The following is a 23644-nucleotide window of genomic DNA, read 5'->3' as shown; positions in this document are numbered from 1 at the left end:
GATTGCACTTACTACCCGATTCCAATAGCAGTCATCTTCATGGAGTTACCAGTATAGGTTACTTGTTTCATGGCTGCTTTGTTTGATCCGCTGGCATTGCATGTACATGCATAACAAGGACATGCACTGCAAGCTGCATATGCCTCCAACGTTTCATAATTTGCATTTGTTCTTTTTACAAGTTGTTTCATATGCCTATTCCTCCTTTCAAATCGTATTTATCTAAATATCAATATTTGATATTTAAATCACTCGAAGGGTAAACCCATTAAACGAATTGATGCTGTTGTGTGATGCGCCGATACCTTTCATTTGTATAAGACAACTTCTCATGAAGTCCAATAGCGGAGACCTGACCTTTTTCTAAAAAGATTACTCTATCCACATGCTTCAGAATTTCCGGCCTATGACTGACTATAATCACTGTATTGTTACTGAGTGCTGTATCTAATAGATGGTTGATGGCTTGTTCAGAGTGAAGATCAAGGTTGGAGGTCGCTTCATCAAAAATCACCATAGGCCTGCTTTTTATTAATGCTCTGGCTATCGCGATTTTTTGTTTTTGTCCACCGGACAACTTGTTCCCATTAGAACCTACGACATAATCCTCAAACCGGCTTGTATCCTTCTCTAAGAATTGGGTAGCCTCAATAGCCTGTCTATACTGCTCCTCATGGTTTTCACTGTAAAGTTTTATGTTATTTTCGATGGTTGTGTCAAAAAGATATATCTCTTGACTAACAGTCGAAATTAATTCCCGATATTCATTCAAATTAATAGCCTTAATATCCACTCCATCAAATAAAATTTGTCCTGTAAGTGGTTCGTAAAACCTCTGGATTAAATTTAGGATTGTAGACTTCCCCGAACCATTCATTCCTACAATGGCCACTTTCTCATGGCTGCCAATCGTGAAATTCACATTTGACAAGATCAGTTCAGTATCATATGCAAAGCTTACATTCTCAAACTGAATGCTCCCAAAAGGGTTGAGTAGCTTCACATCATAGTTGGCGGATTCTACATCACAAGCTTCGATTTCTTCCTCAAGCAATGAATAATACCTTCGGGCAGAAGGCATTATTCCCGACAATAAGTATCCAATATTCAACATCGATGAGATAGGAGTGGTCACATAAGCGCTATAGGTAATAAATGCAAATATACTTCCTACCGAAAGCTTTGAATCTAATATCATCGTCGATCCAGAAGCATATATAAGAAGAACTAGTCCTCCAATTAGAAATCTCTCCACAGTAATCCGCCAATTATCCAATAAACTGATTCCCATATGGGAGGTTATTACTTGATTTTGCTTGTCTGCAAATTCTTTTTCTTTGAAAATGAATAAATTAAAAAGCCTTGTTTCCTTCACACCGTTCAAACTATCCTCAAACCAATGCGAATATTCTCCATCCTTCGTGATGTATTTCTCCGCAAGAGACTTTCTTTTTTTAGCAAACGATTTCAAAATTAAATATTCTATAGGGATTAAAAAAAGCACAATGAGTGTAAGTTCCCAACTTATGATAAAAAGTCCAATAACTCCTCCTACCAAACTAAAACACTGACTAACAATAAAAAGCATGCTACCATCCGTTATTTGCGAAATATTCGATATATCGGTACTAACGCGATTTAAAATTTCACTGCAGTTTTTATCAGTGAAATATTTCACTTTTACTTTCATAAGTCGATTAAATGCAGCTTTATGCAAGGAGTAGATAATATTTGAAGCTATTTTTATTCTTCGTTTTTCTTTGAGCAAATCTAAAAAGCTACTGAACATTGACAAAAGAAAGATGTAGATTGCCGTTGAAATAATGATTCTAACATCTGATTTCATAAATCCTTCATCAATAATAATTTTGTTGAACATCGGCAAAATGGAACTAATCAAAGTAGAAAATATTAAGAGCAGAAAAATAAAACATAAATTCTTTTTATGCGGTTTAAATAATCCGATAAGTTTTTTAAGGGTATCCTTATCATTCATAGAATATATCCTCTTCTACTTTCAAGCTTCGGTTTGACATTGATAACGCTATCAATATATCATATAAAAGAATATTTGGGGTAATTTGGTAGCTAATGGTTGGAATAGGAGGCTGAATGACGTTTCGTGTCAGGTTTTGGTATCTCTGAAGATTAACAAATTAAATTATGGGGGGAATGGCTTTGTTACGCATAGCCGTATGCGATGACGAGAAAAAGGAACACGATTTGCTAAAGGAATATCTCCCAAGACTTATGAAAAGCACGGCTTACTCTTTCGAGACTCAATATTTTACCTGCGGTGAGGAATTGCTTCACTATTATAATCAACAGAGTAGTTATCCTTTTCATATACTTCTAATGGATATTGAACTGAGAGGATTAAATGGAATCGAGGTTGCAAAAAAAATCCGTGCATTTCCGGATCGAGAGGTTCAAATTATATTCTTGACAAACTATCCGCAGTACGTAATGAGCAGCTTTGATGTGCAACCCTTCCATTATTTGATTAAACCGGTAGACTATGAGTGTTTAGAGGCAAAGATAATAAAGCTATGTAACTATATCGTTTCTTCGGTAAATAGGTTTCTAATGATTAAAACTGAAGATGGACATATGGTGATCAAAAATTCTGACATTATTGCGATTGTTAAAATCAAACATTCCTTGGCTAAAAACCGGCTAAAGATCATTACCTCAACGCAGCATTACATAATTTCAGGTACAATTTCAGAATATATAAGTAAACTAAACCGTCCATTTATGCTTATTCATCGTTCCGTTATTGTTAATCTAGAACATGTCCATAAGTTTACAGCTACTTCCGTAGTCATGCACAATCAAGAGCAGTTTCCTATTGGCCGTACTCAGGCAAAAGAGGTTAAAGAAGCCTACGCCTATTATATGATTGCACAATTCAAAGAACGAGGATGACTCTTTATCTATCAATGGTCATCGTGATGTTGCTTATTCTGCTAATTAGAGAAACCATCCTTTTATTCGGTAAAATTAATGAAAACACCAAACTGACTAAAGAGAATCTGCAATTACATAAACAGATGGATTATCAACACATCAGCTATGAAAAAACCGCACATTCCCTTACAAGCATCAAACAAGTTATCCATGATACGAACAAGCAATTGGTATATGTCCGGACTTGTATTCAGAACAATGAGATTCAGGAATCTATCCATCATATCAATTCAATGCTCGGTCAAATTCATCAGCCTTCTCCAAAACTATCAACAGGTAATTTGGTAATTGATTCTTTAATTGGCAACGCGCTAAATATTGCTTGTGAACACAAAATTGCTATGAAGTATGATATTCATATACACGCCGAAGCTATTGATATTGATCGGTTTGACTTATGTACCGTAATCGGGAATGTGCTAGATAATGCTCTAAACGCCGCTGCAAGAGTTCCCAAAAAAGAAGATAGATTCATTCAGCTGCTAATTTTCACTACCGATACTTCATTGTTTATCCAAGTCACCAACTCACGGAACAATTATAGTACTATAGTGCAGCATAATTTTAAAGAGAATCCCGCTTTTCACGGATTCGGCTTAACAAATATTCAAAGTGTCACCGAAAAATACGGAGGTCATCTGGTTACCAACGCTCAAAATAATGAATTCGAAACGATCATTGTATTGCCTTTTCTAAATATACTTTCAGCAGCTAGGCCAAACCTGACCGAAGTAGAAAGGCAGTGAAAAAAGCCAAGTTACAGCAGCCGCTCCCCAACAGTAGACTGAAGGGGAGCAGGCCCGCTGCAAGCTTTACGAAGTAATCTCAAACAATCTCGCTGTTTTTCCTGGTGGGAGCGCCACCGTCAAAACCCCTGCCGATTTATCCCAATTCCAGGTTGAGCTATGCTGCTGAGGATAGGCACAGGCGATCGCTGGTTCAAGTCCCTTCAGCTCTTCTATCGGCAATTGGACATTTGCAGCTTCTCCGGCAATCCGCCATACCGCGACATACCGTCGTTCGCCGCGCCGCAGGCCAAGGCTGACCCATTCGCCCTCACTGTCCGGCAGGCCGAGTGGCCAGAAAGGTGTGGCGTGTGGGATATCACTGCGAATGGTTTTGTAATAATCCAGCGCTTCTTTAACTAGACTTCTGCGGTGGGGTTCAAGCTCCGCCAAATGACCGCTCTGGTGTACACGAAGCAACAGCGCATTAACCATATTGAAGATGACTTCCTCATCGTCCCCCTCGCGCAGCGGATAAGACCAAACTGCGGACTGCTCCGGTGTCAGTGCTGCCGGAGAACCTGCGGCAATGGCCGCATACTGTACATAATCCTCCTGGTCGCTAGTTGACTGGATGCTGTGTCGGCTGAGCATCGCATAATCCATGCGCATTCCCCCGCTGGAACAGTTCTCGATAACAAGCTTCGGATAACGAACAAAGATACTGTCCAACCAAGCCAGATAAGCGCGGTTATGCTGTAGCAGCCCATCTCCGAAGCTGTCCGCATCCGTTTCTGTCCCAATGCCTGCATTGATGTTGTAATCCATTTTAATGTATCCTACACCGTACTGCTCAACCAAACGCGCAATAACACCGTTTGCATGATCAATGACTTTCGGGTTGCGGTAATCTAGCTGATAGCGGCTACGGTCCTTAACCCTTTTACCATGCCGCATGAAAAACCAGCTGTCATCAGTCTCCGCAAGCTTCGGGCTGTTGATGCCCATAACCTCCAGCTCAAGCCATAGTCCGGGAATCATCCCTTTGCTGCGGATATAGTCGAGCACATATTTAATTCCTTCCGGAAACCGTTCGCTGGAAGGCTCCCACTGGCCTACACCATCCCACCACTCTCCGGGTGCATACCAGCCAGCATCAATACAGAAATATTCACAACCTACTTCTGCGGCAGCATCAATTAAAGGCAGTAGCTTCTCAGTCGTTGGGCTTCCCCATAGGCAATTCATATAGTCATTAAAAATAATCCGCAACAGCTCATTATCCTCATTAGGTCTGCGGATCATCCGGCGATATGACGTAAGCTGTTCAGCCGCGCCCTGGAATCCTCCCTGCACAGCACCCACGGCTACCGGCACCGAGGTAAACTCTTCACCGGGAGCTAGCTTCAGCCACCAATGGTTGTCATGTTCTGTAGGTCCGCTGACCAGCAGTGTAAGCTGATCGTATTGATCCGTCAGCTCCCAATGCCAGGAGCCGTTATGCTCAATCTGCCAGAACAGGCTTGTCCCGCTCTCCTTATTATGCAAAACCGCCATCGGCAGAAGTTCCGCTGCTGACCAAGAGCCTGTATTGCTTGCGGCAATTCGTTTGGAGCCACGGTCTGCCAAATGATACATTCCGAGCTCAGGCAGGCGGTAGGTCCGCCACTGAAGTTCACTCTGCCATCCGCTGTGAGCAAGGGATACTTCAATCTTATCATTGCGCTCCCCGCCTCCCTCTTTGTCTACACCTGTAAGAGCAAAGGAGGAGATGTATTCCACTGCCACCTCAGCTTCTCCAGCATTCTTTAGCACTGTCCAGCTTCGAACGATTTGCACACCCTTGTAGAACTGAAAATGCTGCACTGCCTGGATTCCCGAAATCGGATCAGCCAAGCTAAACTCCAGTTTACGTCCGAGCGCATTCACTTTATCGCTGTGCCCCGCATATACCATCCGAAGACCCGGATAGGATGCTCGGTGTGTACGCCCGTGATATTCGGCGCGGTCTTCGCCCGATAATTGCAGCTCCAGCAGCCGGAAGCCTTGCTTGTTCTTATCCGCTATGGCTGCTTCCAAAGGTGCCGCTCCAAAATGCAACAGCCGAACATCCTGATCTTCCGTAACTTCAATCGTAAGATATAGTCCATTTTCAATGATTTCAATCATTTTGCTATTCACAATAATGTACCTCCTGACTTTGTCTCAGTATCTTCTTATGATTATATAACATGTAAAAAAGGGACGGTTCTCCAGTAAGTGAATCTTACCTTGGAGCCCGCCCCTGATCTGAACCTAATTATTCTGCCGATCCGAATTGAATCCAAGCTTTTTGAATTTCATCGATGGCTTGATCCTTAGTTTTGCTGCCGCCGATGTAAGCCTGCATGAGCTCACCAAATTTTTGGTGGAAGGTATCCAGAGAGTAGTTCACGGACAGGTCGCCGGATTTCTCTGTTTTGAGGATTTCTTCCATTTCTTTTGGCATTTGCAGGTCAGGCATAGGAGCATCCTTAATTGGAGGAATAACCTTAGCTACTGTAGAGAACCAGTTCTTACCGTATTCAGAAGTATACAGCCAGTTGAAGAATTCAATAGTCTCAGCAGCTACAGCAGAATCCTTATTGATACGCAGGGCTTGATCCGCACCAGTAATGATCTGGGACTGTTCAGCCTTGTCGCTGACTGGGTAACCCATAATACCCAGGTCGAAGTCCGGTGTAATTTTCTTAATGGCTTCTTCATCCCATGCGCCTTTACCCGTCATGAACGCTGTTTTGCCGGATGCAAAGTCGCTGACTTCAGCATTGCTGTCCCGTTCAAGCGGTTTGTCTGTGCCATGTTTAACAGTGGTATCAACGAAGGTGAAGAAGTTATTGTACAGCACCGGGTGATCCTTGATCGTGGTTTTTCCGGCAATAAAATCGTTTACTAGTGTCTTAGCATCCGTACCTGCATCTTGGGCTGCCGCATCTACGAAGTGTTGGAAGATGTGTTTCCATACCCACCACTCTTTATAAGCGTTGGCAAAAGGTGTAATGCCTTTAGCTTCAAGCTTAGTAATCGCATCGTCCATTTGGGCTGTTGTCTTAGGAACTTCTGTAATCCCAGCGTCAGCCAACAGTTTCTTATTGTACATCAGGACGAATAGATTTCCTTTTACCGGAAGACCGAGCACTTTACCGTCCGAAGAACTCATGTTAGAACGCACTGCATCGGTCATCGCCGCAGCCAGTGGCTCCTTAGTTAGGTCAGCACTATACTCCGCAAAGGTATCAATATCTCCGCCCGCTGTGGTCTGGAATACGTCAGGTGTACTTCCCGCAGCAATCTTCGATTTGAGCACCGTATTGTAGTCAGCCTGCATAATCTCCAGATTAATCGTCACATTCGGTTTAACTTTCTTGTACTCGGCAATATAAGCGTTAAAAGCATCAGTGTACTCGGGTGATGCGGTGAACATATTAATCGTGACCGGCTTGCCAGAATCTGTGGCAGGAGTATTCCCTGTTCCGCTATTGTTAGCGGCATTGTTGTTTCCGCCGCAACCCGCCAGTAATCCGCCGACGAGCAGCAGACTCGCAGATAAAGCCATAAATCTTTTTAACATGATGTTGCCCCCTTTTCCTATGCATCTAGTGGTCTTGAGACAATTCTAAAGAAAAAGAAAAAGGATAAGAATGTACATAAGTGAACTTATTAGGGTAAAAAAGTGTGTTCATGTAACCGCTTCACTCCTCCCCGTTCAATAGCAGAACCCGATATTCAGAAGGTGAACAGTCATAATAATTCCGGAACGCCTTGCTGAAATAATTTTTGTCCTTGTATCCCAACATCTCGGAAATGTCTTGGATTTTCAAGTCGGGGGTGGATAGCAGCTCCTTTGCCTTGTCCATTCTTACCTTTTGTACATACTCATGTATGCCATAACCATATTGCCCTTTAAAAAGTTTCATCAAGTATTCTCTGCTCAGGAAATATTTATCCGTGAACATCGATATTTTAATATTCTCAAAATAGTGATTATCAATGTATGCTTTAATATTTTCCAGTACGCTGGGGCGATTGCCAGCAAGGCTTTTGCTGATTTCATTGCCATAGCAATCTAGAATCCCGCTCAGCACCCGCTCAAATTCGCCAAAGGAAGCAAAATCGCTCCCGATGCCTAACCCACGCAATCCTTTATCTTTACCACCACGGATACGTTCGGGGATCGCATCCAGCTCCGTGGCAATATCGTTCAGCAAAATAATAAATTCCTCTATCTGCCGGTCAGCCTCGCCCAGATTAAAACGTCCGGAAGCCTCCCATTTCTTAGTGAATCCGCTTAAAATACTTTTGGCATGATTGATATTCCCGCTCTCCAGTGCGTTGCGAATCAAGGGCATGCGCCCCGTCAAGGAAGGATTATCTTTTCCCTGGGAAGTATCGTTGCTGCTATTTGTGACAATCGCTCCCTTCAGCGTCAGGAGGTCAATCCCGTCGAGAGAGGCTTTGGCAGTCTCATAGGATTGAGCAAGCGCCATGATGTCACCATAGGGCTGTCCGATTCCTCCGGCAACAACAATTCCAAATAGCTCTTTCAGCGTCGAGACTAACTTCTTCATATGATGTAAAGAGCGGAAAGTTGCGTCCTCCTCATAGCCGCCTTTCATCGTGAAGATGGCGATAAACTCGCGTTCTCCCTTATGGCTGGCGAAGCTGAAGGCCTGAAAATGCTCATCGCTATTCTCATTAATCACATTTGTGACGGCAAAATGAAGCAAATCCCGGTCCTCATGGAAGCGATTACGACGTACTTGTTCCAAATTGAGCACCCGCAGTACACCCGCAGCAAAATAGTTTCCGGTCGTATCGGCGCCGATCAACGGCAGAAAAGCCTCGTTGGACTGATTTTTGAAGCTGCGCTCAATGATCGACAGATAGATTTTCTCTTTTAGCTTCGGCAGAGACATGTTGAGCGTAATGTTCCTGTTGATGAACTCGCTTTCTTTCTTGCGTTTAGCCTCCAGCACATCGATAGCTTTACGTAAGGCCGCATTCAAATCCCCCCGGTTGACCGGCTTCAGCAAATAATCAACTACCTTAGAACGGATAGCCTGGCGGGTATATTCAAAATCATTGTAGCCGCTGATTACAATCGTCAGCAGTTCCGGGAACTCCTTCTCCACGATCTGCAGCAGCTCACTTCCGTTCAGCTCCGGCATCTTCATGTCGACCAATACGAGATCGATCTTTTGCTCACGCAGCATGGCTAGGCCCATACTTCCATCCGTAGCCTCCAGTACCTGATCGACACCTAGTCCTTTCCAGTCTCCCAGGATGTTGATCGCCTCACGCAACGGTTCCTCATCATCTATAATCAATACTTTATACATGGTTAATCCCTCCCCGCGGTAACCGCATGTCCATCTTTGTTCCGCCAGCATCACTGGTAATGGCCAAACCCGCAGCCTCACCATACAAAAGCTTCAGCCGCGTGTTCAAATTTTTCAGTCCGATGCTTTCCGTGTCACTTTCAGCAGCGTTCTCTCCGCCCTGATCTTCCCACTGGATTTGAAGAGAACTTCTCACTTGCTCCAGCCGCTCCCCGCTAAACCCCGGCCCGTCATCCGTCACTGAAATAACCGTATGGCTGGGCGTCATATGCGCTTCAATGGTAATTGTGATCGTTGTGGACACTTTTTCCAGCGCGTGCTTGATGCAATTTTCTACCAGGGTCTGAATGGACAGCTTCGGAATTTCCAGCTCAAGCAAAGGGTCTTCCCACTGGTAGGCCACCTGCATTCTGTTTCCAAAACGGGCCTTCTGCAGCGCTAAATAACGCTCAATATGCTTTAATTCCTCTCTGGCATGAACCACATCTTTACCGCTAATGCAGTATCTCAGCGTCATAGCAAGATTATCGACCATATCGACAATATCATCATTGTTGTTTTTCAGCGCCTTGGTGGAAATGGCTTGCAGGGCATTATATAAGAAATGCGGATTGATCTCAGCTTCCAGTGCTTTGAGTACAGCATTTTTCTCGACAATTTTCATTTTGTACCGTTCATTGATCAGCTCATTCGTCTTTTCCACCATCTTATTGAAGTGGCGAGACAGATAGGCAATTTCATCCTTTCCTTCAACCTGTGCTTCAGCGTCAAAGCTGCCTGTACTGAACCGTTTCATCTGCAGCGACAGATTCTTTAGCGGGTTTGTTATTTTGTTCGAAATAAAGCTGACCAAGATGACCGAAACGATTAAAAATAACAGTCCTATGAAATAGTTCAATTTGCGTGTTGTCGTGGCCGCTTCATAAATTTCTTTGTAGGGAATCGGCTTAATCAGCTTCCAGCCTTCTTTTTTGCTGATGTCATAAATCACTAGATACTTCTCTTCTTTATCCGTCCACGTCACGCGTCCTCCTGAGGCTGGTGTCAGCTCCTTAAGCAGTCCCGCTTGTTCACTCTGTTGATAAAACCCGGGGTCATCCACCACAAAAGGTTCATTATCGGGACTGACGTACATTAGGTGCTGCCCTTTACTGAAGGGAATATCCTTCATAATCTCGTCCGTAACCGAGGAGTTGAAATAAAGGGAGAGCACCGCCTGCGGCTCCCTGGAGACTATGGAGCGCAGCAATCGATGGTAGCCCATGAAGCTTTTATCCTTATTTATAGGGTAGTCGGAGCTATTGATCATCGAGGATTGGTTTTTTACAAAAGACTGGTAAGAACGGTTAAACGGGCTGGCCAGCGCTTTTTTATACCAGGAAAGATTCTCAATCGACGGATGCTCGGCGACCCGCACGGTAATATTATAGTTCTCTTTGGTGACATAATAATACTTGTGCTCCTTGATCACATACAGGTAGATAGCTTCCAGATCATTGCGGGAGAAGTACAGGTTCTTCAAGTAGTCCTCCACATACATCTTCGAGGCATAATCCTCCGATTCATGCAAAATCGCATAGGTGATCTCGTCATACGATATTTGCGGCAGGGATAATTGCTCGATGCCGTCCAAATAACTCTCCAGATTCCGGCCGACAAGCAACAGATTGTTGCTCGTACTGGCGATGCTGTTATCCACCGATTCTTTTCGCAGCATGCCGTATGAAATGAATGTCAGTGAGGTCACCACCAACACAATGATGATTGTAAACAGCAAAATAAGCTTGTTCGCCAACCTGCGTGAGACAAGCTCCAGCACGGGTTCAAACCGCTTTATGATCCACTTTTTAATAATGACCGGCAACCTCCTCCACGATTTACAGGCTTAATTATAAATATTTCAGTTCACCTTTTTACCCCTAACTGTACTCTTAAATCCATTTTTGAGTATAGGGTACTGCTCTATAATACACAATATAGACTAACCGGAATGGTTATGTGTGGCAAGCCTAGTCGATATTACCACCCAACAAATCAAGAAGAGGTGCATCCATGTTAAAATCACTCGGCAAAAGATGGCGCGAGAAAACAGAATTCGGATTATTCACTCTCCCAGTCCTCATCTGTATCGCTGTAGCATTCTACATTCCGTTTGCCATGACTATCCGCTATTCGATGACCAAATGGAACGGAATTTCGAAACACCCTAAGTTTGTCGGACTTGATAATTTCAAACAAATCTTTATGGGCGACACCAACTTCGCCAATTCAGCCTGGTTCACCATAAAGTATGCGATTCTGTACATCGTTCTCGTTAACGTGCTGGCCATTCTGCTCGCACTGGTTCTGGACATGAAGCTGAAGAGCACCCCTTGGCTGAGAGCCGCTTTCTTTATTCCTTATATCCTCAGTCTTGTCATTGTCGGTTTTATCTGGAAATTTATCTTTATGCAAGGTTTCAACTCACTCGGAGAAAGTACAGGCTGGTCCATATTTGGTCTAAGCTGGCTAGGGACGCCGGGACTTGCTTTCGTCTCCATACTGGCCGTCTCCATCTGGCAGTCGATTGGTTTTTATCTGGTCATTTATATTGCCGGTCTGCAATCTGTACCTGAGGATCTCAAAGAAGCAGCCACAGTTGACGGCGCTGGTCCCATGAGAAAATTCTTCAGTATTACACTGCCGCTGCTCGCTCCATCCATTACGATTTCTGTGTTCATGGCACTGACCAATTCGATCAAGGTGTTCGATGTCATCCTGTCATTAACCGGGGGCGGACCTGGCGGAACTACCTACAGTATCGCTTACGATATCTACCGGGATACCTTCCAGAACAATCTGTATGGATACGGTACAGCGAAAGCGCTTATCCTGTTCCTGGCCGTCTTGGTGGTAACCATTCTCCAGTTAGCATTCTTCAAACGAAGAGAGGTTGAGGCATAATGAATACAAACCGCAAAGCAGGCCGAATTATTCTAGAGGTTGTTATGGTCATCCTCTCTCTTCTGTTTCTATATCCGCTATTTCTGACGATTATCAACTCGTTAAAAAGCTTTAGCGAAGTCATGACGGATGTCATCGCCCTGCCGAAACATCTGGTATTCGGCAACTATTCCTACGTGTGGAAGTTTATCAACTATCCGAAGCTGTTCCTGAACAACTTTGTCATTACCGGTGTAGGTCTTCTGGGTATTGTGTTCATTTCATCCATAGCAGCCTACAAGCTGGCACGGACGAAATCCAGACTGAGCGGGGTGATTTATTTCCTCTGCATTATGCCGATGCTGATTCCGTTCCAATCGATCATGCTGACCGTTCTGCAAACCGCTAAAACCTTAAATCTCTCTGAGAGTACTTGGGGACTTGGGTTGTTATATTGGGGTTTCGGTGCTCCACTCGCCGTGTTTATCTACCATGGATTCGTCAAGGGTATTCCGGTTGAAATTGATGAGAGTGCCACGATTGATGGAGCATCCGGCTTCCGCCTGTTCTTCAGTGTCATCTTCCCACTGCTGAAATCGGTCACAACAACCATTGTCATTATCGACGTAATGTGGATCTGGAATGACTTCCTGCTCCCGCTGCTCATGGTCAACGGCTCCCCAGATACCAAAACGCTGACACTGGCTGCCTACACCTTCGTGGGCCAATATACCTCAGATTGGCAATATGCGATGACAGCTATGGTCATGGCGGTGCTGCCATCGATCGTGGTATTCATCTTCTTGCAAAAGTACATCGTTAAGGGTGTTGTTGCGGGGGCGGTGAAGGGCTGATTATCTGATTCCAAACCTAGCTTCTGCATAAAAAAGGGGAGATCCATATGGATCTCCCCCTTTTTGCAAACCCAATACTCTACATACTGCTGCAGTCAGCTTTTGATGCAGACGTTCCAATACTTTGCACACTGCTGCAGTCAGCTTTTGATGCAGACGTTCCAATACTAACTAGCAGTTTAACTGTATTTTGTACAACTATAACTCTGCAACTCGCTCGGCTGATGGATATAGCTGTATTTCGTGCAACTATTTTGTTGATATATTGCCCTCTAGGTCGATTTTCTAGTTTTTAGTTGCATAGAATACACTTAAAAGCAAAATGGTCCGTTTTACATATAAAATAGGTGTATAGAATACAGTTATTTCACAAACACAACGGTGGTACTCCATAGTCACTCCATAGGTATTCCATACGCCACATCATACTCCATAGTCACTCCATAGGTATTCCATAGGTATTCTATACGCCACATCATACATACTACATACATACCCCATACGTAATCCATAGGTACTCCACAGTTACTCCACACATTTCACATTCTAACGAGATCGAGCGCGATCCGTGAATAGCTAATCAGAGTTTGTATTTATTAAAGCTGCTTTTCCGTGACCCTGCCGTTAGCATCTATGTTGGCATTAAAAGATAGGGTGTTCAGGAGCTTAATCGTCTTCCTATTGTAGGAATCATCCATAAAATTGGGCTGTCCGCCAATGATTTTGACAGGGGTAATCTTGCTGGTCATCTTGGAGTCCTTAATCTCAACGTTCAATAGCATAGAATTAAGTGTTTTTTCCCCACCACGTGTGGAGCGATTAAACACAAAATTCCCAAGTGAATAATAAATGGGCTTGTGCTTATAGTATTCGATGCCCATAAGGCAGTGACTGTGTGCGCCAAGGATTAAATCCGCCCCGCTATCAATCATCTGTTTAGCTAGTGTGCGAGCGTACTTTTCAGGGAAATCCTTAAACTCTTCATTCCAGTGAATATATACGATCGTGAAATCATTCTCCTTGGACATCTTCTGAATGGCGCTAAGCATAGGCTGCGAGGTGTAAGCTGAAGCGGCTCCCGGTTTGTTTTTGCCGGCATACCATGAAGGATTTGAAAGCACACGGCTAACACCAAGGATGGCGATCTTTTTCCCTTTTACCGTCTTAGTATAAGGCTTGAACGCTTCATCTTCATCTTTGCCAGCGCCTGTATGGCCAATCTCGTTTCGATCCAAATGGATCAGCGTGTCGAGCATAGCGTCTTTTCCATAATCCAAAATATGATTATTCGCCAAGGACACTCCATCAATCCCTGCATAGGTTAAGCCGCCCAACGTTGCTGGTTTGGATCTGAAGGCAAAGGTTTTCTCTGCCGCTTTCCCTCGGATAGACACAGGCGTCTCCAGATTGGCGAAGGCGATGTCAGCCTTTTGCAGCGTAGGTGCGACCTTTACAAACGGAAAGTTCACCCCATATTTAGCAATCTGATCGCCAACAAAACCGTCCAAAAGGATATCACCCGCAAAAGCAAGCTTTATAGGATCTGAAGATAGTGAAGCTGCACTGGAAGCAGATGTCACAGGAACTATTAGTGATAACATAAGTGTAATGAGTGCTATTCTACGCAAAACCTTCGATCCTAATCTCAAAAAATACAGCCTCCTCTCATCTTTTGTTAGCTATGATCCTAGCATACTGGAAAGAGGTTACTAAATTAAGAGTAGAAAGACCTGTTATTCCTTTGCTTTTTTTAGAACGGCTCTAAAACAATTTAATCCACCCCACGCATCCGTATGCACAGCATCCGCAGGCAATTCAAAATCTGTCTCCCCCCAATACTGAAATCCAGTTTGCAGCAGCAGGTCATTCATAAGACTCAGATTTACCGTTGGATAATCAAATGTCAATACCAATAATCCTTCTTCGTTCAACGTCCGGTGAAATTCCCGTAAAGTACCGACCGTATCCTCAAAGCTCAAATGCTCCAATACCGATATGCAAAAAACAGTGTCAAAGCTTTCATCCTCATAAGGCAGATCCATCAGATTAGCTTGAGCGAAATGCAGATTGTTTGTTCTTCTAGCGATAACCTGCTTCGCCGCTTTTTCCCCAATCTCATTCTCAATACATTCTTGGATAGCTTTTGGGTAAATAACCCTACTGTCCATATCGCAGGCATAGACCTCTGCACAAACCCCTGCCAAATAAAACTTCAAGGGATGAGGAATCCCACAGGCTGCATCCAGCACAACACCATGCGGAGAAATAAAGTTAATACACCACTCATATTCAAAGGGACGGCTCCACCATGATTCCGGCAGATCATAAATTAACTTCTCACGACGTGCATCTGAATTTACGAAAAAACGCGAGACAAAGGGATGGGTTGGCATGGCCAGGACTCCTTTTTCAACGGAATTTTAGGTAGTGAGAGTATATTCATGATTTGCTGATTCATTCCATAACCTTACATTGAACGAGACAAACCTAAAAAAACGGCTGCTCCCTTAGGAACAGACCGTCTTTAAATATAACTGTATATACCTTATGCGTAGAATGAAAGAGGTTTGGCCTCAATTCCATGTCTCTCGATCAACTTATCAAGTAACGCAGACCATTCCGCATCGACCGTACATTGCTCAGGATGAGCCTCGAACCAAGCAACCGACTGCTTGATCCCTTCGCAGAAAGGCACAGTAGCCTGGAAGTCAGGCACGAAACGTTTGATTTTGCTATTATCAAAAACACTGCTTACCGCTTGATCACCGACCAAACCATCCGCTGTCCCTGGAGGGGAAAAGGCTGTGATAAAGTCTGTGGAGATATGCACCACTTTAGCTTCCACACCTGCCGCTTGTCCGATGGCCGCGTAAATCTGATTCCAATTTAATACCTCGTCGGAAGTTATATGAAAGGCCTCGCCTATCGCTTCCGGATGTCCAAGCAACCCAACGAAACCTTTGGCAAAATCCGAATTATGTGTCAGTGTCCACAAAGAGGTTCCATCTCCATGTATAACTAAAGGTAAGCCGCGGCGGATACGATCGATCAGTGACCAAGGATGCTGGCCACTTGTGAGTGCCGCAGGGATGGCTGTATTTCCATAGGTATGGGAAGGACGAACAATCGTAACCGGGAATCCGTTCGCCTTGTAAGCTTCCATCAACAGCTGCTCACACGCAATTTTATTCCTCGAATACTCCCAATAAGGATTCTCCAGCGGTGTCTCTTCTGTGATTACATAATTACGCTGCGGTTTCTGATAAGCAGAGGCTGAGCTGATAAAAATGTACTGCTTCGTTTTACCTGTGAACAGGTCAATGTCTGCCTGCACATGTTCCGGTGTAAAAGCAATCCAGTCTACCACTACATCAAATTCGTAATCTCGTAATACTAATGCGGCTTCTGCCGGATTACGAATGTCTCCTTTAATTACTTTTGCACCTTCTGGAACGAATTCATCCCGCTGTCCTCTGTTGAACAAATACAGCTCGATTCCTTGATCTACAGCCAACGGGGATACAGCCTGACTAATTAATCCCGTACCTCCGATAAATAAGACCTTCATTTTGCACGCTCCTTATAGTGAATCCGGCTCGTTATTTACTGGTTAACATAATCTCGCCATACGTGCTTCGGCTGCCAATTTAGCAGCTTTTTGGCCTTCTCATTACTGAGTAGCGACTCGTGACCCTCCAGCGGCTGGCGGAAATCCGTCACCTCTGGATAACGTGCGGCCATTAGCTCTCTGCTAGGAACAGCCATGCTGGTCTCATCTGCACATATATTAAGAGCAACCGCTTCCAATCCATCCGTTTCGATTGCCAATTGGCAAGCTGTTGCTACATCCCGTGTATCAATATAACTCCATAGAATACGATCGCGCTGCGCCGGATCATGAATGAAGGAAGGGAAACGTTCATACGCCGATGGATCAATAACATTTCCGATTCTTAGGGAAACGACCTGTATACCCTTTCTGCGATAGAACATCTCAGCGGTTTGCTCATTCACAACCTTAGACAGACCGTAGCTGTCTTCAGGTAACTGTGGATGCTCCTCATCCATAGGCACATACTTCGGCCCCAAAGGATTAACCGCAAAACAGATTCCGTAAGAGGATTCACTGGAAGCAATCACTGCTTTCCGAATCCCGAGACCCGCTGCAGCCTCCAAAATGTTATAGGTAGATACTACATTATTTTGAAAGGTAACCTCACTTGTCTTTATATTTGCAGCTGGGATTGCAGCCAAATGTACAACTGCATCAGCGCCTGCGAGCACACCATATACTTCACCCAAATTATTCAAATCAGCAATCATCGTTTGGCACAAAGAATCTGCGGATTTTTGCGTATCTACATTCACAACCTCATACCCTTGCTCTACAAAATGCCGGACCACCCATCTGCCCAACATTCCACTGCCGCCTGTAACAACTACTTTCGCCATGAGTATGTCTCCTTTTTTATGAAGCTAACAACTACTCCAGAATCTCCTCAATCTGCTTCAAAATCTCTTCCGAAAGCTCAATACCTGAAGCCTTAACATTCTCTTCGACCTGCTGCGGACGGCTGGCACCCACCAGCGCACTAGCTACATTAGGTTGACGCAAAATCCAAGCCAAAGCCAAATTCCCAACAGAAATATTCAGTTCCGTGGCGATCCCACTCAATTGGCGGACTTTTTCAATCTTTTCTTCTGTAATCGAATCTTTTAATCGATCCAGCTTAGCAGCACGGCTATCCTCAGGGATGTCCGTGTTATACTTTCCAGTTAACAGCCCTTGAGCCAGTGGAGAAAATACCACCTGTCCAATCCCACGGCGCTCGCCGAGCGGAATAATCTCTTTCTCAATATAACGGTTAAACATATTATAAATCGGCTGATTAACAACAATATGATCTAGCAAATAGCGGTCTGCTACAGCTAACGCATCGGTCATTTGCGCCGCCGTCCACTCACTAACACCGACATAATATACCTTGCCTTGCCGAACCAGATCATCTAGCGCACGTAAGGTCTCTTCAATTGGAGTTTCCGGATCAAAACGGTGGCAATACATAATATCCACGTATTCTACTCCGAGACGTTTCAAGCTAGCATGACACTGTTCCGTGATATGTTTGCGGGATAGTCCACGGTCGTTAGGTCCCGAGCCCATTTCCCCGTATACTTTAGTAGCTAATACATAGGACTCACGAGAGTAGTTACGTAAAGTCTCACCTAGTACTTTCTCGGCAGCACCTTTTTCATAAACATTCGCAGTATCAAAAAAATTCACGCCTAAGTCGTAAGCGGTTTCGATGGCATTAACAGCATTATCTCTTTCCACATAGCCTCCGTATGTCAGCCAGCTTCCCAAACTAATCTCACTAACTTTTAAACCGGTTCCACCTAATCTGCGATATTTCATAATAACTGCTCCTCTCCATAGTTCCGTGTTTGATTTTGGCAGGTTGCTTAGCACTCATATTCATTCTAGAATAGTTTGTATATAATAGAAAGAAGTGAAAATTAGTTTATTATATGATCTCTAGTGTAGTTACTATACTAGAGTATAGTAGCTTCACAAACAGGAGGAGATACCTTGAAGACAGCTAAATCTACTAATAATTATATCCCCAAAACCCCTGTTACTATTGAATGTAATGTTGAAAAAACACTTGAAGTATTAGGTGGAAAATGGGCCTTTCTTGTCCTCAGAGAGCTATTCGACGGCACGCAGCGTTTTGGGGCACTGCAACGAAAAATCACTAATGTTTCTCCCCGCGCACTAACCACTACGTTGCGCCATCTGGAGGAGCATGGTGTGCTTGAACGTCACGTATTTCCGACTGTTCCTGTTACGGTAGAATATTCGCTTACTCCCAAAGGTGAGGATTTACATCAAATTTTGAAGGAAATGAAGCTTTGGTCCGCGAAATGGACTTAGCTTGAGCAGGTTGTGAACTGATTAAAAAGAAGCTGTCCAAAAAGTAGAGAATTCTACTTATAGGGCGGCTTTTTTTTAAAAAAATTGGCTATACAATGGATGGATTCTTACTTAACCCATGGGATATGTGCGGTGTGCGGTGTGCGGTGTGCGGTGTGCGGTGTGCGGTGTGCGGTGTGCGCTTTAGTGTAATTGGGGAAATACTCCCTAAAAATAGCCGAAATTCGCTAAAAAAGAGCATAATGAGGGAATTTCTCCCTAAAAATCGAGGTGATTCCTTTATTTTTCACCAAATCAGGTAAATTACAGGGAGGTTTTCCCTAATTATAAGTTAGATGACCAAATATCTAAGAATTATAGGGAGAAATCCCCTAATTATAGAGTCGGAAGCGTATTTGGACATCTGAAAACAATCGAAGATACCAGCGATTTCTGCGATTTCTGCGTCACGTCATAGACAAATTGCCGCTTAAGGTCAGCAGGCTTTGCCTTGCCCTCAATCTACTACTGAAGCAGATCGCGGATAATCAAAAACGCAGAGCAGCGAAGATCCAATAGGAGGATGAATCGCTGCTCTTTCCCTTGCATTTTTGAAAATGAAGGAGAGATCGTCTCTTTTCGTAGAAAATCCACATATAGAATAACCCCTCCAGCATTTTTTACTATATTGATCTAATATTTATCCACAATCGCGCCGAGAACTGCCGTATTTACATAGGGTTTTCCTTTGAGGCTTTGCAGCTCTTTCGCAGTTCCAGTAACGACAACTCCCAATAGCTGTACATCACTGGCGTCCGGCGCCGCTTTATCCTTTTTCAAGTAATTCGAGATTCGCTCAAACTCTCCGTAATGCTTGCCCTTCATCTGAAGCCCATAGGTTAAGGATTGTAAAAAATCCTCTGGTTTCGGCTTAAATAACCCTTCCCATTCCCCACCGTAGCCATATACTTGTCTAGCAGATTCCGGTAAGGCATATTTATTCGGGCTGCTGTCATTCCTAATAAACTCAAGGTTCTTTTTATTGTCATACGTATCTACCCAATACCAAGTCTGTGACAAACCCGCCGGCAGCATCTTCTCTACCTCTGCCTGAGTGTAGCTTTTATCAAAAGAAACAGCCATTTCTACGAGCTTGCCAGGTTCCATATGTTCGAGTGAAGGCAGGTCATTTAGCACTTTTTCGTTATAATTCACTCCAGGCACATAAAACATCATTTCCCGCTGACCATTTTGACTGTTATATCCTCGGTAGTATTCATAATTTTGCTGTGTCATTACCGGGTCAGGAACATTTATACTAGAGTATCCCCTATTAAGCAGAGAAAACCGGCTGCCCATATCGAAATACAGTTTTTTAGTATCCCATACGATGGGCACACCCTCAACAACTTTGTAAGTGCTCAGTTCAACTTTACCCGATAGAAACCCTAAATCAAGCTCAGTTCTCAACTCCTGAAGGTTAGGACTGCTAATCTTCATCATGATCCTCTCTTCATCCAAACCACGCATCGCCAACCAGCTTGTCAGATGGGCGTTACCCAGCATCCCGCCGAATAATACTATAACCGTCACCACTAGAGAAATGATTGTGTTTCGAATCATTGTTTTTCGTTTTGCCTTCTTAATTACTTTTGAAAGGTTCTGATCATCCTTTTGTTCCCATGGAGCTGTCATTCCGCTTCACCTCTATACTTTTTTTGAAATTGCTTGCGGGCACGAAACAATGCCGATTTCACTGTATCTGTCGTAATTCCCAGAAGCTCAGCTATCTCCTGATAGGACAGCTCCAGCTCATACTTCATAATAATGAGTTGTTTATGGAGCGGTAGAAGCTCATCCAACACTCTTTCGATGTCTTCCCGTTTCTCTTTTAACAGCACATGATCCTCTGGCAATTCCATATCCGGCACATCTACATAGTCAATAGGAATGACTATCCGCTTGCGGCGGCGGCACAGATCATAGTAGCGATTGATCGCTACTTTATATAACCATGCACTGAATTTGTTCTCATCAATGGAATCAATATACAAAAGAGCCTTATACACCGTATCCTGTACGATATCTTCAGCGTCGGCTGCAGGTGCCCCGAGACGAATCAAGTATTTTTGAATTTCTAACATTTTAGGTTGAAGTATCTGATGTAGCTGCCCGGGCTTCATCCTGCACCTCCCTTCGTATGTATAACGATAAAGTTCTCGGAATGTTAGCTTATGAGGTGAAAAAAATTATAAAACAAAAGACGGCTGCCTCAGAAAGACATGCCGTCACATTTTAAAGAATGAATAAGGTTCCAGTACAATTCCTATATATCCGTAGGATTCATTGCCTGCTGAGCTGTAGATATGAGTATGGTTTGAACTTTCAGAGATTGTTTGTCAATAATGAAGCCTATATAGAACCCACCCTCCATATTATCCATTTCAAAAGGTGACAATCGGGGCTCATACACTCCACCCTTGTTCTCAAACCAGTAACTCATTATAATCCCGTATTCGTTATCCACTGCAACGTATGTACCGTATGCCTTTAGCACATCTTCCAATGTACTTATCCCAGGTCGAATATTGTTCAATGTACCTATATGGATTGGATCAATGCGCTCATTATCTTTGTCTATTTTCCAAGCGTTCAGCCGACCTTCGGTATCATAATGTACAGATACTTCTTTATACATTTCATTATTGAATACATCTTGACCTGTTGAATCCCCGTAATGTTCCTCTACTAACATTCTTGAACTCCCAAAATCAATAAAAAGATTACGTCCACTATCCGCTATTCCGAAATCACGATCGGTAACCGGAACCGCTATAAAATCCTTCAAACCTGTACCCTGTTCCGGTAATGACGGTAAGTGACTCCGATCCGATCGTCCTTCTGGACGAGAATTCACAGTATATATTCCCTTAAGCTTGAGCATTCTCATCCATTGTATAGCCTCTGCTCTTGTAAGCGGGAGATTTCCTCTGAAACCTACTAAAGTTGGCTCTCCGGGAAGTGGAAGTAGAGAGTTACCCAGCAAATAAACCACGGAATCCGTGTCGTTGTAATTCATCCCTAGACCTGATGCAACTAACCTTGCGGCGGCCATTCTGGTGATTGGAGCCGATCTTGCCACTGGATATTGTAGTCCAGTAACTGGATGATTCCACCACTTAGCCATTCTATACGGTGCTGCTGTCCATTCTTCGCCTATGCTAGTAGCCTTTGGATAGCCGAAAGAAAGATAAAATAATTTCAAAAATTCCGCTTCCGTAATCGGCTGATCCGGTCGAAAGCTCCCATCATCATAACCAACCATCAATTGGTTGTCCAACGCCCAACGCACCCAAGGCTCGGACCAGTGACCTTGAATGTCAGTGAACAGTGAAGATCCCGGATCCTCCTCAACGTCCTCGTCCACTTCTTCATATGTCTCTGTATTCTCGTACGTTGTCGTGTCAGCATGAACTCTATAACTTACGTTGCCGCATGTCACAATTGTCCCTGAGATAAGACCTAGTACCAATAGCTTCATTATCTTCATTTTAATAATCCCTTTCGTTCTTATCGGTAAGGGGTTCCTGCTCTCTTTGCCAGGTTTATCGTGATTCCCCTTTGTCTTAACTATCGGGTGAAATGTCTAATTCGTAAATATACTGCTCTCCTTTTTCACAAGAAGAACAAAAAAAGATCGCCCCACTTCATAGCGGGAACGATCTGGACGTATCTACTACTTAGACCTTTAATCGACGTTCGAAAGCTTTGGGGATAAGCATTATAGCAAGTATACCTATGATTATCACCGAAAGGATTGACAAGGGTAGATGTAATATAGGGATGCCAAAAATGTTATAGGATACATATTTTTCGATTAAGGATCTGCTGACCATTACACCTGACGGCAAAAAAGAGATTATTTTGCCCAAAATTTCAGGCAAAGAGAAAAGGGGAAGAATAACTACGAATGCTGCCAGTCCAAGACTGCTTAAGCTACTCCGACACAAAGCGGATATCAGCGCCGTCAATAACAATAGACCACATGCAGCCAGCAAGGTTACAGCATATTTCAGGGCAAATCCCTGCAGCTGGGTTAAGGCATATGGAGTCTCATCAAAATAAAAGTAACTATTCAGCGGGGCATTCCAGCCCACGAAGCCGAACGGTAAACAGGCCAGCAATGTGCAAATCCCGTAAAAAAGAGTAACCCAGACAAACGTAACTATAAATCCAGCTAATAGTTTTGCCGCAACAATCTTCAACCTTCCGTATTTACTAGATAGAATAAGTGCATCCATTCTATAGTTTTCCTCGCCGGAGAACAGGGAGGCCAGTGCAAATACTAGAATAAGACCGATCAAAAGATCCCCGACGCCAGGCGAGCTCGAAAAAAATATATGTAATAAGTCCCAGTCCTCAGTTACATAAAACCCCCGTGGTTTTCCCTCCTCCAGCATGGAGAGCTTTTTAGTAACATCTCTTAGCGCATAAGATCCTGGTTCTTGCCTCTCCATTAAAACCTTCTGCTCTCTCAGCTCTGTTAAATTTCTGTTGAATTGATCTACCATATAAGCTGTACCAGCATAGTGTTGCTCCAGAATTCGTTTCATCTTCTCCTCTTTGGGCCAAGCGCTGTCTTCAGCATCTTCTTCTTTGAGTCTAGGTGCGTATTTCAAAGCTAAATCTGGTTGAATCGGTCCTAGATGAGCGGCGATAGCTTCAGACTTTTCCTTGTTTACAACCAATAGACTATCCGTACCGGATGGGTAGAAACTAACAAAACAAAAAATGGCTAATGCAATACTTCCAGCTATAGAAATCCAGACTCTGGGAATCATAATTTTACGTAATTCAAACATCACCAGACGTTTCATGTGT

Annotated in this window: 20 protein-coding genes; 5 read left to right on the top strand and 15 right to left on the bottom strand. The window is 43.7% G+C overall.

What is annotated here, in order from left to right; all coding sequences use genetic code 11:
• Positions 1-11: 11 nt before the first annotated feature.
• Both NYE58_RS11225 and NYE58_RS11220 read right to left on the bottom strand, forming a co-directional pair.
• Positions 12-191: a CLI_3235 family bacteriocin precursor gene (locus NYE58_RS11225; RefSeq protein ID WP_036684027.1), complete on the bottom strand. Its 180-nt coding sequence runs from the start codon at positions 189-191 to the stop codon at positions 12-14.
• Between the two features lie 77 nt (positions 192-268).
• The gene (locus NYE58_RS11220) at positions 269-1996 is read right to left on the bottom strand and encodes an ABC transporter ATP-binding protein (RefSeq protein ID WP_076219788.1); all 1728 of its coding nucleotides are present in this window, start codon (positions 1994-1996) and stop codon (positions 269-271) included.
• A 167-nt stretch (positions 1997-2163) separates the two neighbouring features.
• On the opposite strand from NYE58_RS11220, the gene NYE58_RS11215 reads away from it, so the two are divergent.
• The gene (locus tag NYE58_RS11215) at positions 2164-2928 is read left to right on the top strand and encodes a LytTR family transcriptional regulator DNA-binding domain-containing protein (protein ID WP_081387444.1); all 765 of its coding nucleotides are present in this window, start codon (positions 2164-2166) and stop codon (positions 2926-2928) included.
• A gap of 14 nt (positions 2929-2942) precedes the next feature.
• Positions 2943-3716, top strand: a complete 774-nt coding sequence (locus NYE58_RS11210) for a sensor histidine kinase (protein ID WP_076219786.1) — start codon at positions 2943-2945, stop codon at positions 3714-3716.
• A gap of 66 nt (positions 3717-3782) precedes the next feature.
• Here NYE58_RS11210 and NYE58_RS11205 read toward each other — a convergent pair whose 3' ends face one another.
• The 4 genes from NYE58_RS11205 to NYE58_RS11190 form a co-directional block, all read right to left on the bottom strand.
• Positions 3783-5864, bottom strand: coding sequence for a glycoside hydrolase family 36 protein (locus NYE58_RS11205; RefSeq protein WP_076276446.1), 2082 nt, complete (start codon positions 5862-5864; stop codon positions 3783-3785).
• A gap of 130 nt (positions 5865-5994) precedes the next feature.
• Complete coding sequence (locus NYE58_RS11200; protein WP_076220100.1) at positions 5995-7305, bottom strand: ABC transporter substrate-binding protein; 1311 nt, start codon at positions 7303-7305, stop codon at positions 5995-5997.
• A gap of 121 nt (positions 7306-7426) precedes the next feature.
• On the bottom strand, positions 7427-9073 hold the full coding sequence (locus tag NYE58_RS11195; RefSeq protein ID WP_076276436.1) for a response regulator: 1647 nt from the start codon (positions 9071-9073) through the stop codon (positions 7427-7429).
• A complete protein-coding gene (locus tag NYE58_RS11190; RefSeq protein ID WP_341004247.1) occupies positions 9066-10928 on the bottom strand; it encodes a sensor histidine kinase in 1863 nt (620 codons plus the stop codon). Before NYE58_RS11190 ends, NYE58_RS11195 begins: the two co-directional genes overlap by 8 nt.
• A gap of 197 nt (positions 10929-11125) precedes the next feature.
• Here NYE58_RS11190 and NYE58_RS11185 point away from each other — a divergent pair, with 197 nt between their 5' ends.
• Together NYE58_RS11185 and NYE58_RS11180 are read left to right on the top strand one after the other, a co-directional pair.
• Positions 11126-12016: a carbohydrate ABC transporter permease gene (locus tag NYE58_RS11185; protein WP_036684044.1), complete on the top strand. Its 891-nt coding sequence runs from the start codon at positions 11126-11128 to the stop codon at positions 12014-12016.
• Complete coding sequence (locus tag NYE58_RS11180) at positions 12016-12849, top strand: carbohydrate ABC transporter permease (protein WP_036684045.1); 834 nt, start codon at positions 12016-12018, stop codon at positions 12847-12849. Before NYE58_RS11185 ends, NYE58_RS11180 begins: the two co-directional genes overlap by 1 nt.
• A gap of 596 nt (positions 12850-13445) precedes the next feature.
• Here NYE58_RS11180 and NYE58_RS11175 read toward each other — a convergent pair.
• From NYE58_RS11175 to NYE58_RS11155, 5 genes are all read right to left on the bottom strand, one after another.
• On the bottom strand, positions 13446-14450 hold the full coding sequence (locus NYE58_RS11175) for a CapA family protein (protein ID WP_445671787.1): 1005 nt from the start codon (positions 14448-14450) through the stop codon (positions 13446-13448).
• A 132-nt stretch (positions 14451-14582) separates the two neighbouring features.
• A complete protein-coding gene (locus NYE58_RS11170; protein ID WP_076219056.1) occupies positions 14583-15242 on the bottom strand; it encodes a class I SAM-dependent methyltransferase in 660 nt (219 codons plus the stop codon).
• A 152-nt stretch (positions 15243-15394) separates the two neighbouring features.
• Positions 15395-16417 carry an SDR family oxidoreductase gene (locus NYE58_RS11165; protein ID WP_076219055.1) on the bottom strand — a complete coding sequence of 341 codons (1023 nt, stop codon included), beginning with the start codon at positions 16415-16417 and terminating at the stop codon, positions 15395-15397.
• 35 nt (positions 16418-16452) lie between these two features.
• Complete coding sequence (locus NYE58_RS11160) at positions 16453-17301, bottom strand: NAD-dependent epimerase/dehydratase family protein (RefSeq protein WP_076191106.1); 849 nt, start codon at positions 17299-17301, stop codon at positions 16453-16455.
• Positions 17302-17332: 31 nt separating this feature from the next.
• The gene (locus NYE58_RS11155) at positions 17333-18265 is read right to left on the bottom strand and encodes an aldo/keto reductase family protein (protein ID WP_038569620.1); all 933 of its coding nucleotides are present in this window, start codon (positions 18263-18265) and stop codon (positions 17333-17335) included.
• A 174-nt stretch (positions 18266-18439) separates the two neighbouring features.
• Here NYE58_RS11155 and NYE58_RS11150 point away from each other — a divergent pair, with 174 nt between their 5' ends.
• Positions 18440-18784 (top strand): winged helix-turn-helix transcriptional regulator, encoded by a 345-nt coding sequence (locus tag NYE58_RS11150; protein ID WP_036684053.1) that lies wholly within the window; start codon positions 18440-18442, stop codon positions 18782-18784.
• A 672-nt stretch (positions 18785-19456) separates the two neighbouring features.
• Here NYE58_RS11150 and NYE58_RS11145 read toward each other — a convergent pair.
• From NYE58_RS11145 to NYE58_RS11130, 4 genes are all read right to left on the bottom strand, one after another.
• Positions 19457-20458, bottom strand: a complete 1002-nt coding sequence (locus tag NYE58_RS11145; RefSeq protein ID WP_076219054.1) for an anti sigma factor C-terminal domain-containing protein — start codon at positions 20456-20458, stop codon at positions 19457-19459.
• Positions 20455-20946 (bottom strand): RNA polymerase sigma factor, encoded by a 492-nt coding sequence (locus NYE58_RS11140; protein ID WP_036684055.1) that lies wholly within the window; start codon positions 20944-20946, stop codon positions 20455-20457. Before NYE58_RS11140 ends, NYE58_RS11145 begins: the two co-directional genes overlap by 4 nt.
• A 143-nt stretch (positions 20947-21089) precedes the next feature.
• Complete coding sequence (locus tag NYE58_RS11135) at positions 21090-22304, bottom strand: S-layer homology domain-containing protein (RefSeq protein ID WP_341001894.1); 1215 nt, start codon at positions 22302-22304, stop codon at positions 21090-21092.
• A gap of 199 nt (positions 22305-22503) precedes the next feature.
• Positions 22504-23640, bottom strand: coding sequence for a hypothetical protein (locus NYE58_RS11130; protein WP_341001893.1), 1137 nt, complete (start codon positions 23638-23640; stop codon positions 22504-22506).
• Positions 23641-23644: the final 4 nt, after the last annotated feature.

This window comes from Paenibacillus sp. FSL L8-0708 (genome assembly GCF_038009325.1).
Taxonomy (GTDB): Bacteria; Bacillota; Bacilli; order Paenibacillales; family Paenibacillaceae; genus Paenibacillus_AQ; species Paenibacillus_AQ odorifer.
The sequence above is the reverse complement of the archived record's forward strand: the minus strand, read 5'-3'. Positions and strand labels throughout refer to the sequence as shown.

Excerpts from the sequence above, each read along its gene's own strand:
- NYE58_RS11225 (WP_036684027.1), bottom strand. The coding sequence starts at position 191 with ATGAAACAACTTGTAAAAAGAACAAATGCAAATTATGAAACGTTGGAG.
- NYE58_RS11220 (WP_076219788.1), bottom strand. The coding sequence starts at position 1,996 with ATGAATGATAAGGATACCCTTAAAAAACTTATCGGATTATTTAAACCG.
- NYE58_RS11215 (WP_081387444.1), top strand. The coding sequence starts at position 2,164 with ATGGGGGGAATGGCTTTGTTACGCATAGCCGTATGCGATGACGAGAAA.
- NYE58_RS11210 (WP_076219786.1), top strand. The coding sequence starts at position 2,943 with ATGGTCATCGTGATGTTGCTTATTCTGCTAATTAGAGAAACCATCCTT.
- NYE58_RS11205 (WP_076276446.1), bottom strand. The coding sequence starts at position 5,864 with ATGATTGAAATCATTGAAAATGGACTATATCTTACGATTGAAGTTACG.
- NYE58_RS11200 (WP_076220100.1), bottom strand. The coding sequence starts at position 7,305 with ATGTTAAAAAGATTTATGGCTTTATCTGCGAGTCTGCTGCTCGTCGGC.
- NYE58_RS11195 (WP_076276436.1), bottom strand. The coding sequence starts at position 9,073 with ATGTATAAAGTATTGATTATAGATGATGAGGAACCGTTGCGTGAGGCG.
- NYE58_RS11185 (WP_036684044.1), top strand. The coding sequence starts at position 11,126 with ATGTTAAAATCACTCGGCAAAAGATGGCGCGAGAAAACAGAATTCGGA.
- NYE58_RS11180 (WP_036684045.1), top strand. The coding sequence starts at position 12,016 with ATGAATACAAACCGCAAAGCAGGCCGAATTATTCTAGAGGTTGTTATG.
- NYE58_RS11175 (WP_445671787.1), bottom strand. The coding sequence starts at position 14,450 with ATGTTATCACTAATAGTTCCTGTGACATCTGCTTCCAGTGCAGCTTCA.
- NYE58_RS11170 (WP_076219056.1), bottom strand. The coding sequence starts at position 15,242 with ATGCCAACCCATCCCTTTGTCTCGCGTTTTTTCGTAAATTCAGATGCA.
- NYE58_RS11165 (WP_076219055.1), bottom strand. The coding sequence starts at position 16,417 with ATGAAGGTCTTATTTATCGGAGGTACGGGATTAATTAGTCAGGCTGTA.
- NYE58_RS11160 (WP_076191106.1), bottom strand. The coding sequence starts at position 17,301 with ATGGCGAAAGTAGTTGTTACAGGCGGCAGTGGAATGTTGGGCAGATGG.
- NYE58_RS11155 (WP_038569620.1), bottom strand. The coding sequence starts at position 18,265 with ATGAAATATCGCAGATTAGGTGGAACCGGTTTAAAAGTTAGTGAGATT.
- NYE58_RS11145 (WP_076219054.1), bottom strand. The coding sequence starts at position 20,458 with ATGACAGCTCCATGGGAACAAAAGGATGATCAGAACCTTTCAAAAGTA.
- NYE58_RS11140 (WP_036684055.1), bottom strand. The coding sequence starts at position 20,946 with ATGAAGCCCGGGCAGCTACATCAGATACTTCAACCTAAAATGTTAGAA.
- NYE58_RS11135 (WP_341001894.1), bottom strand. The coding sequence starts at position 22,304 with ATGAAGCTATTGGTACTAGGTCTTATCTCAGGGACAATTGTGACATGC.
- NYE58_RS11130 (WP_341001893.1), bottom strand. The coding sequence starts at position 23,640 with ATGAAACGTCTGGTGATGTTTGAATTACGTAAAATTATGATTCCCAGA.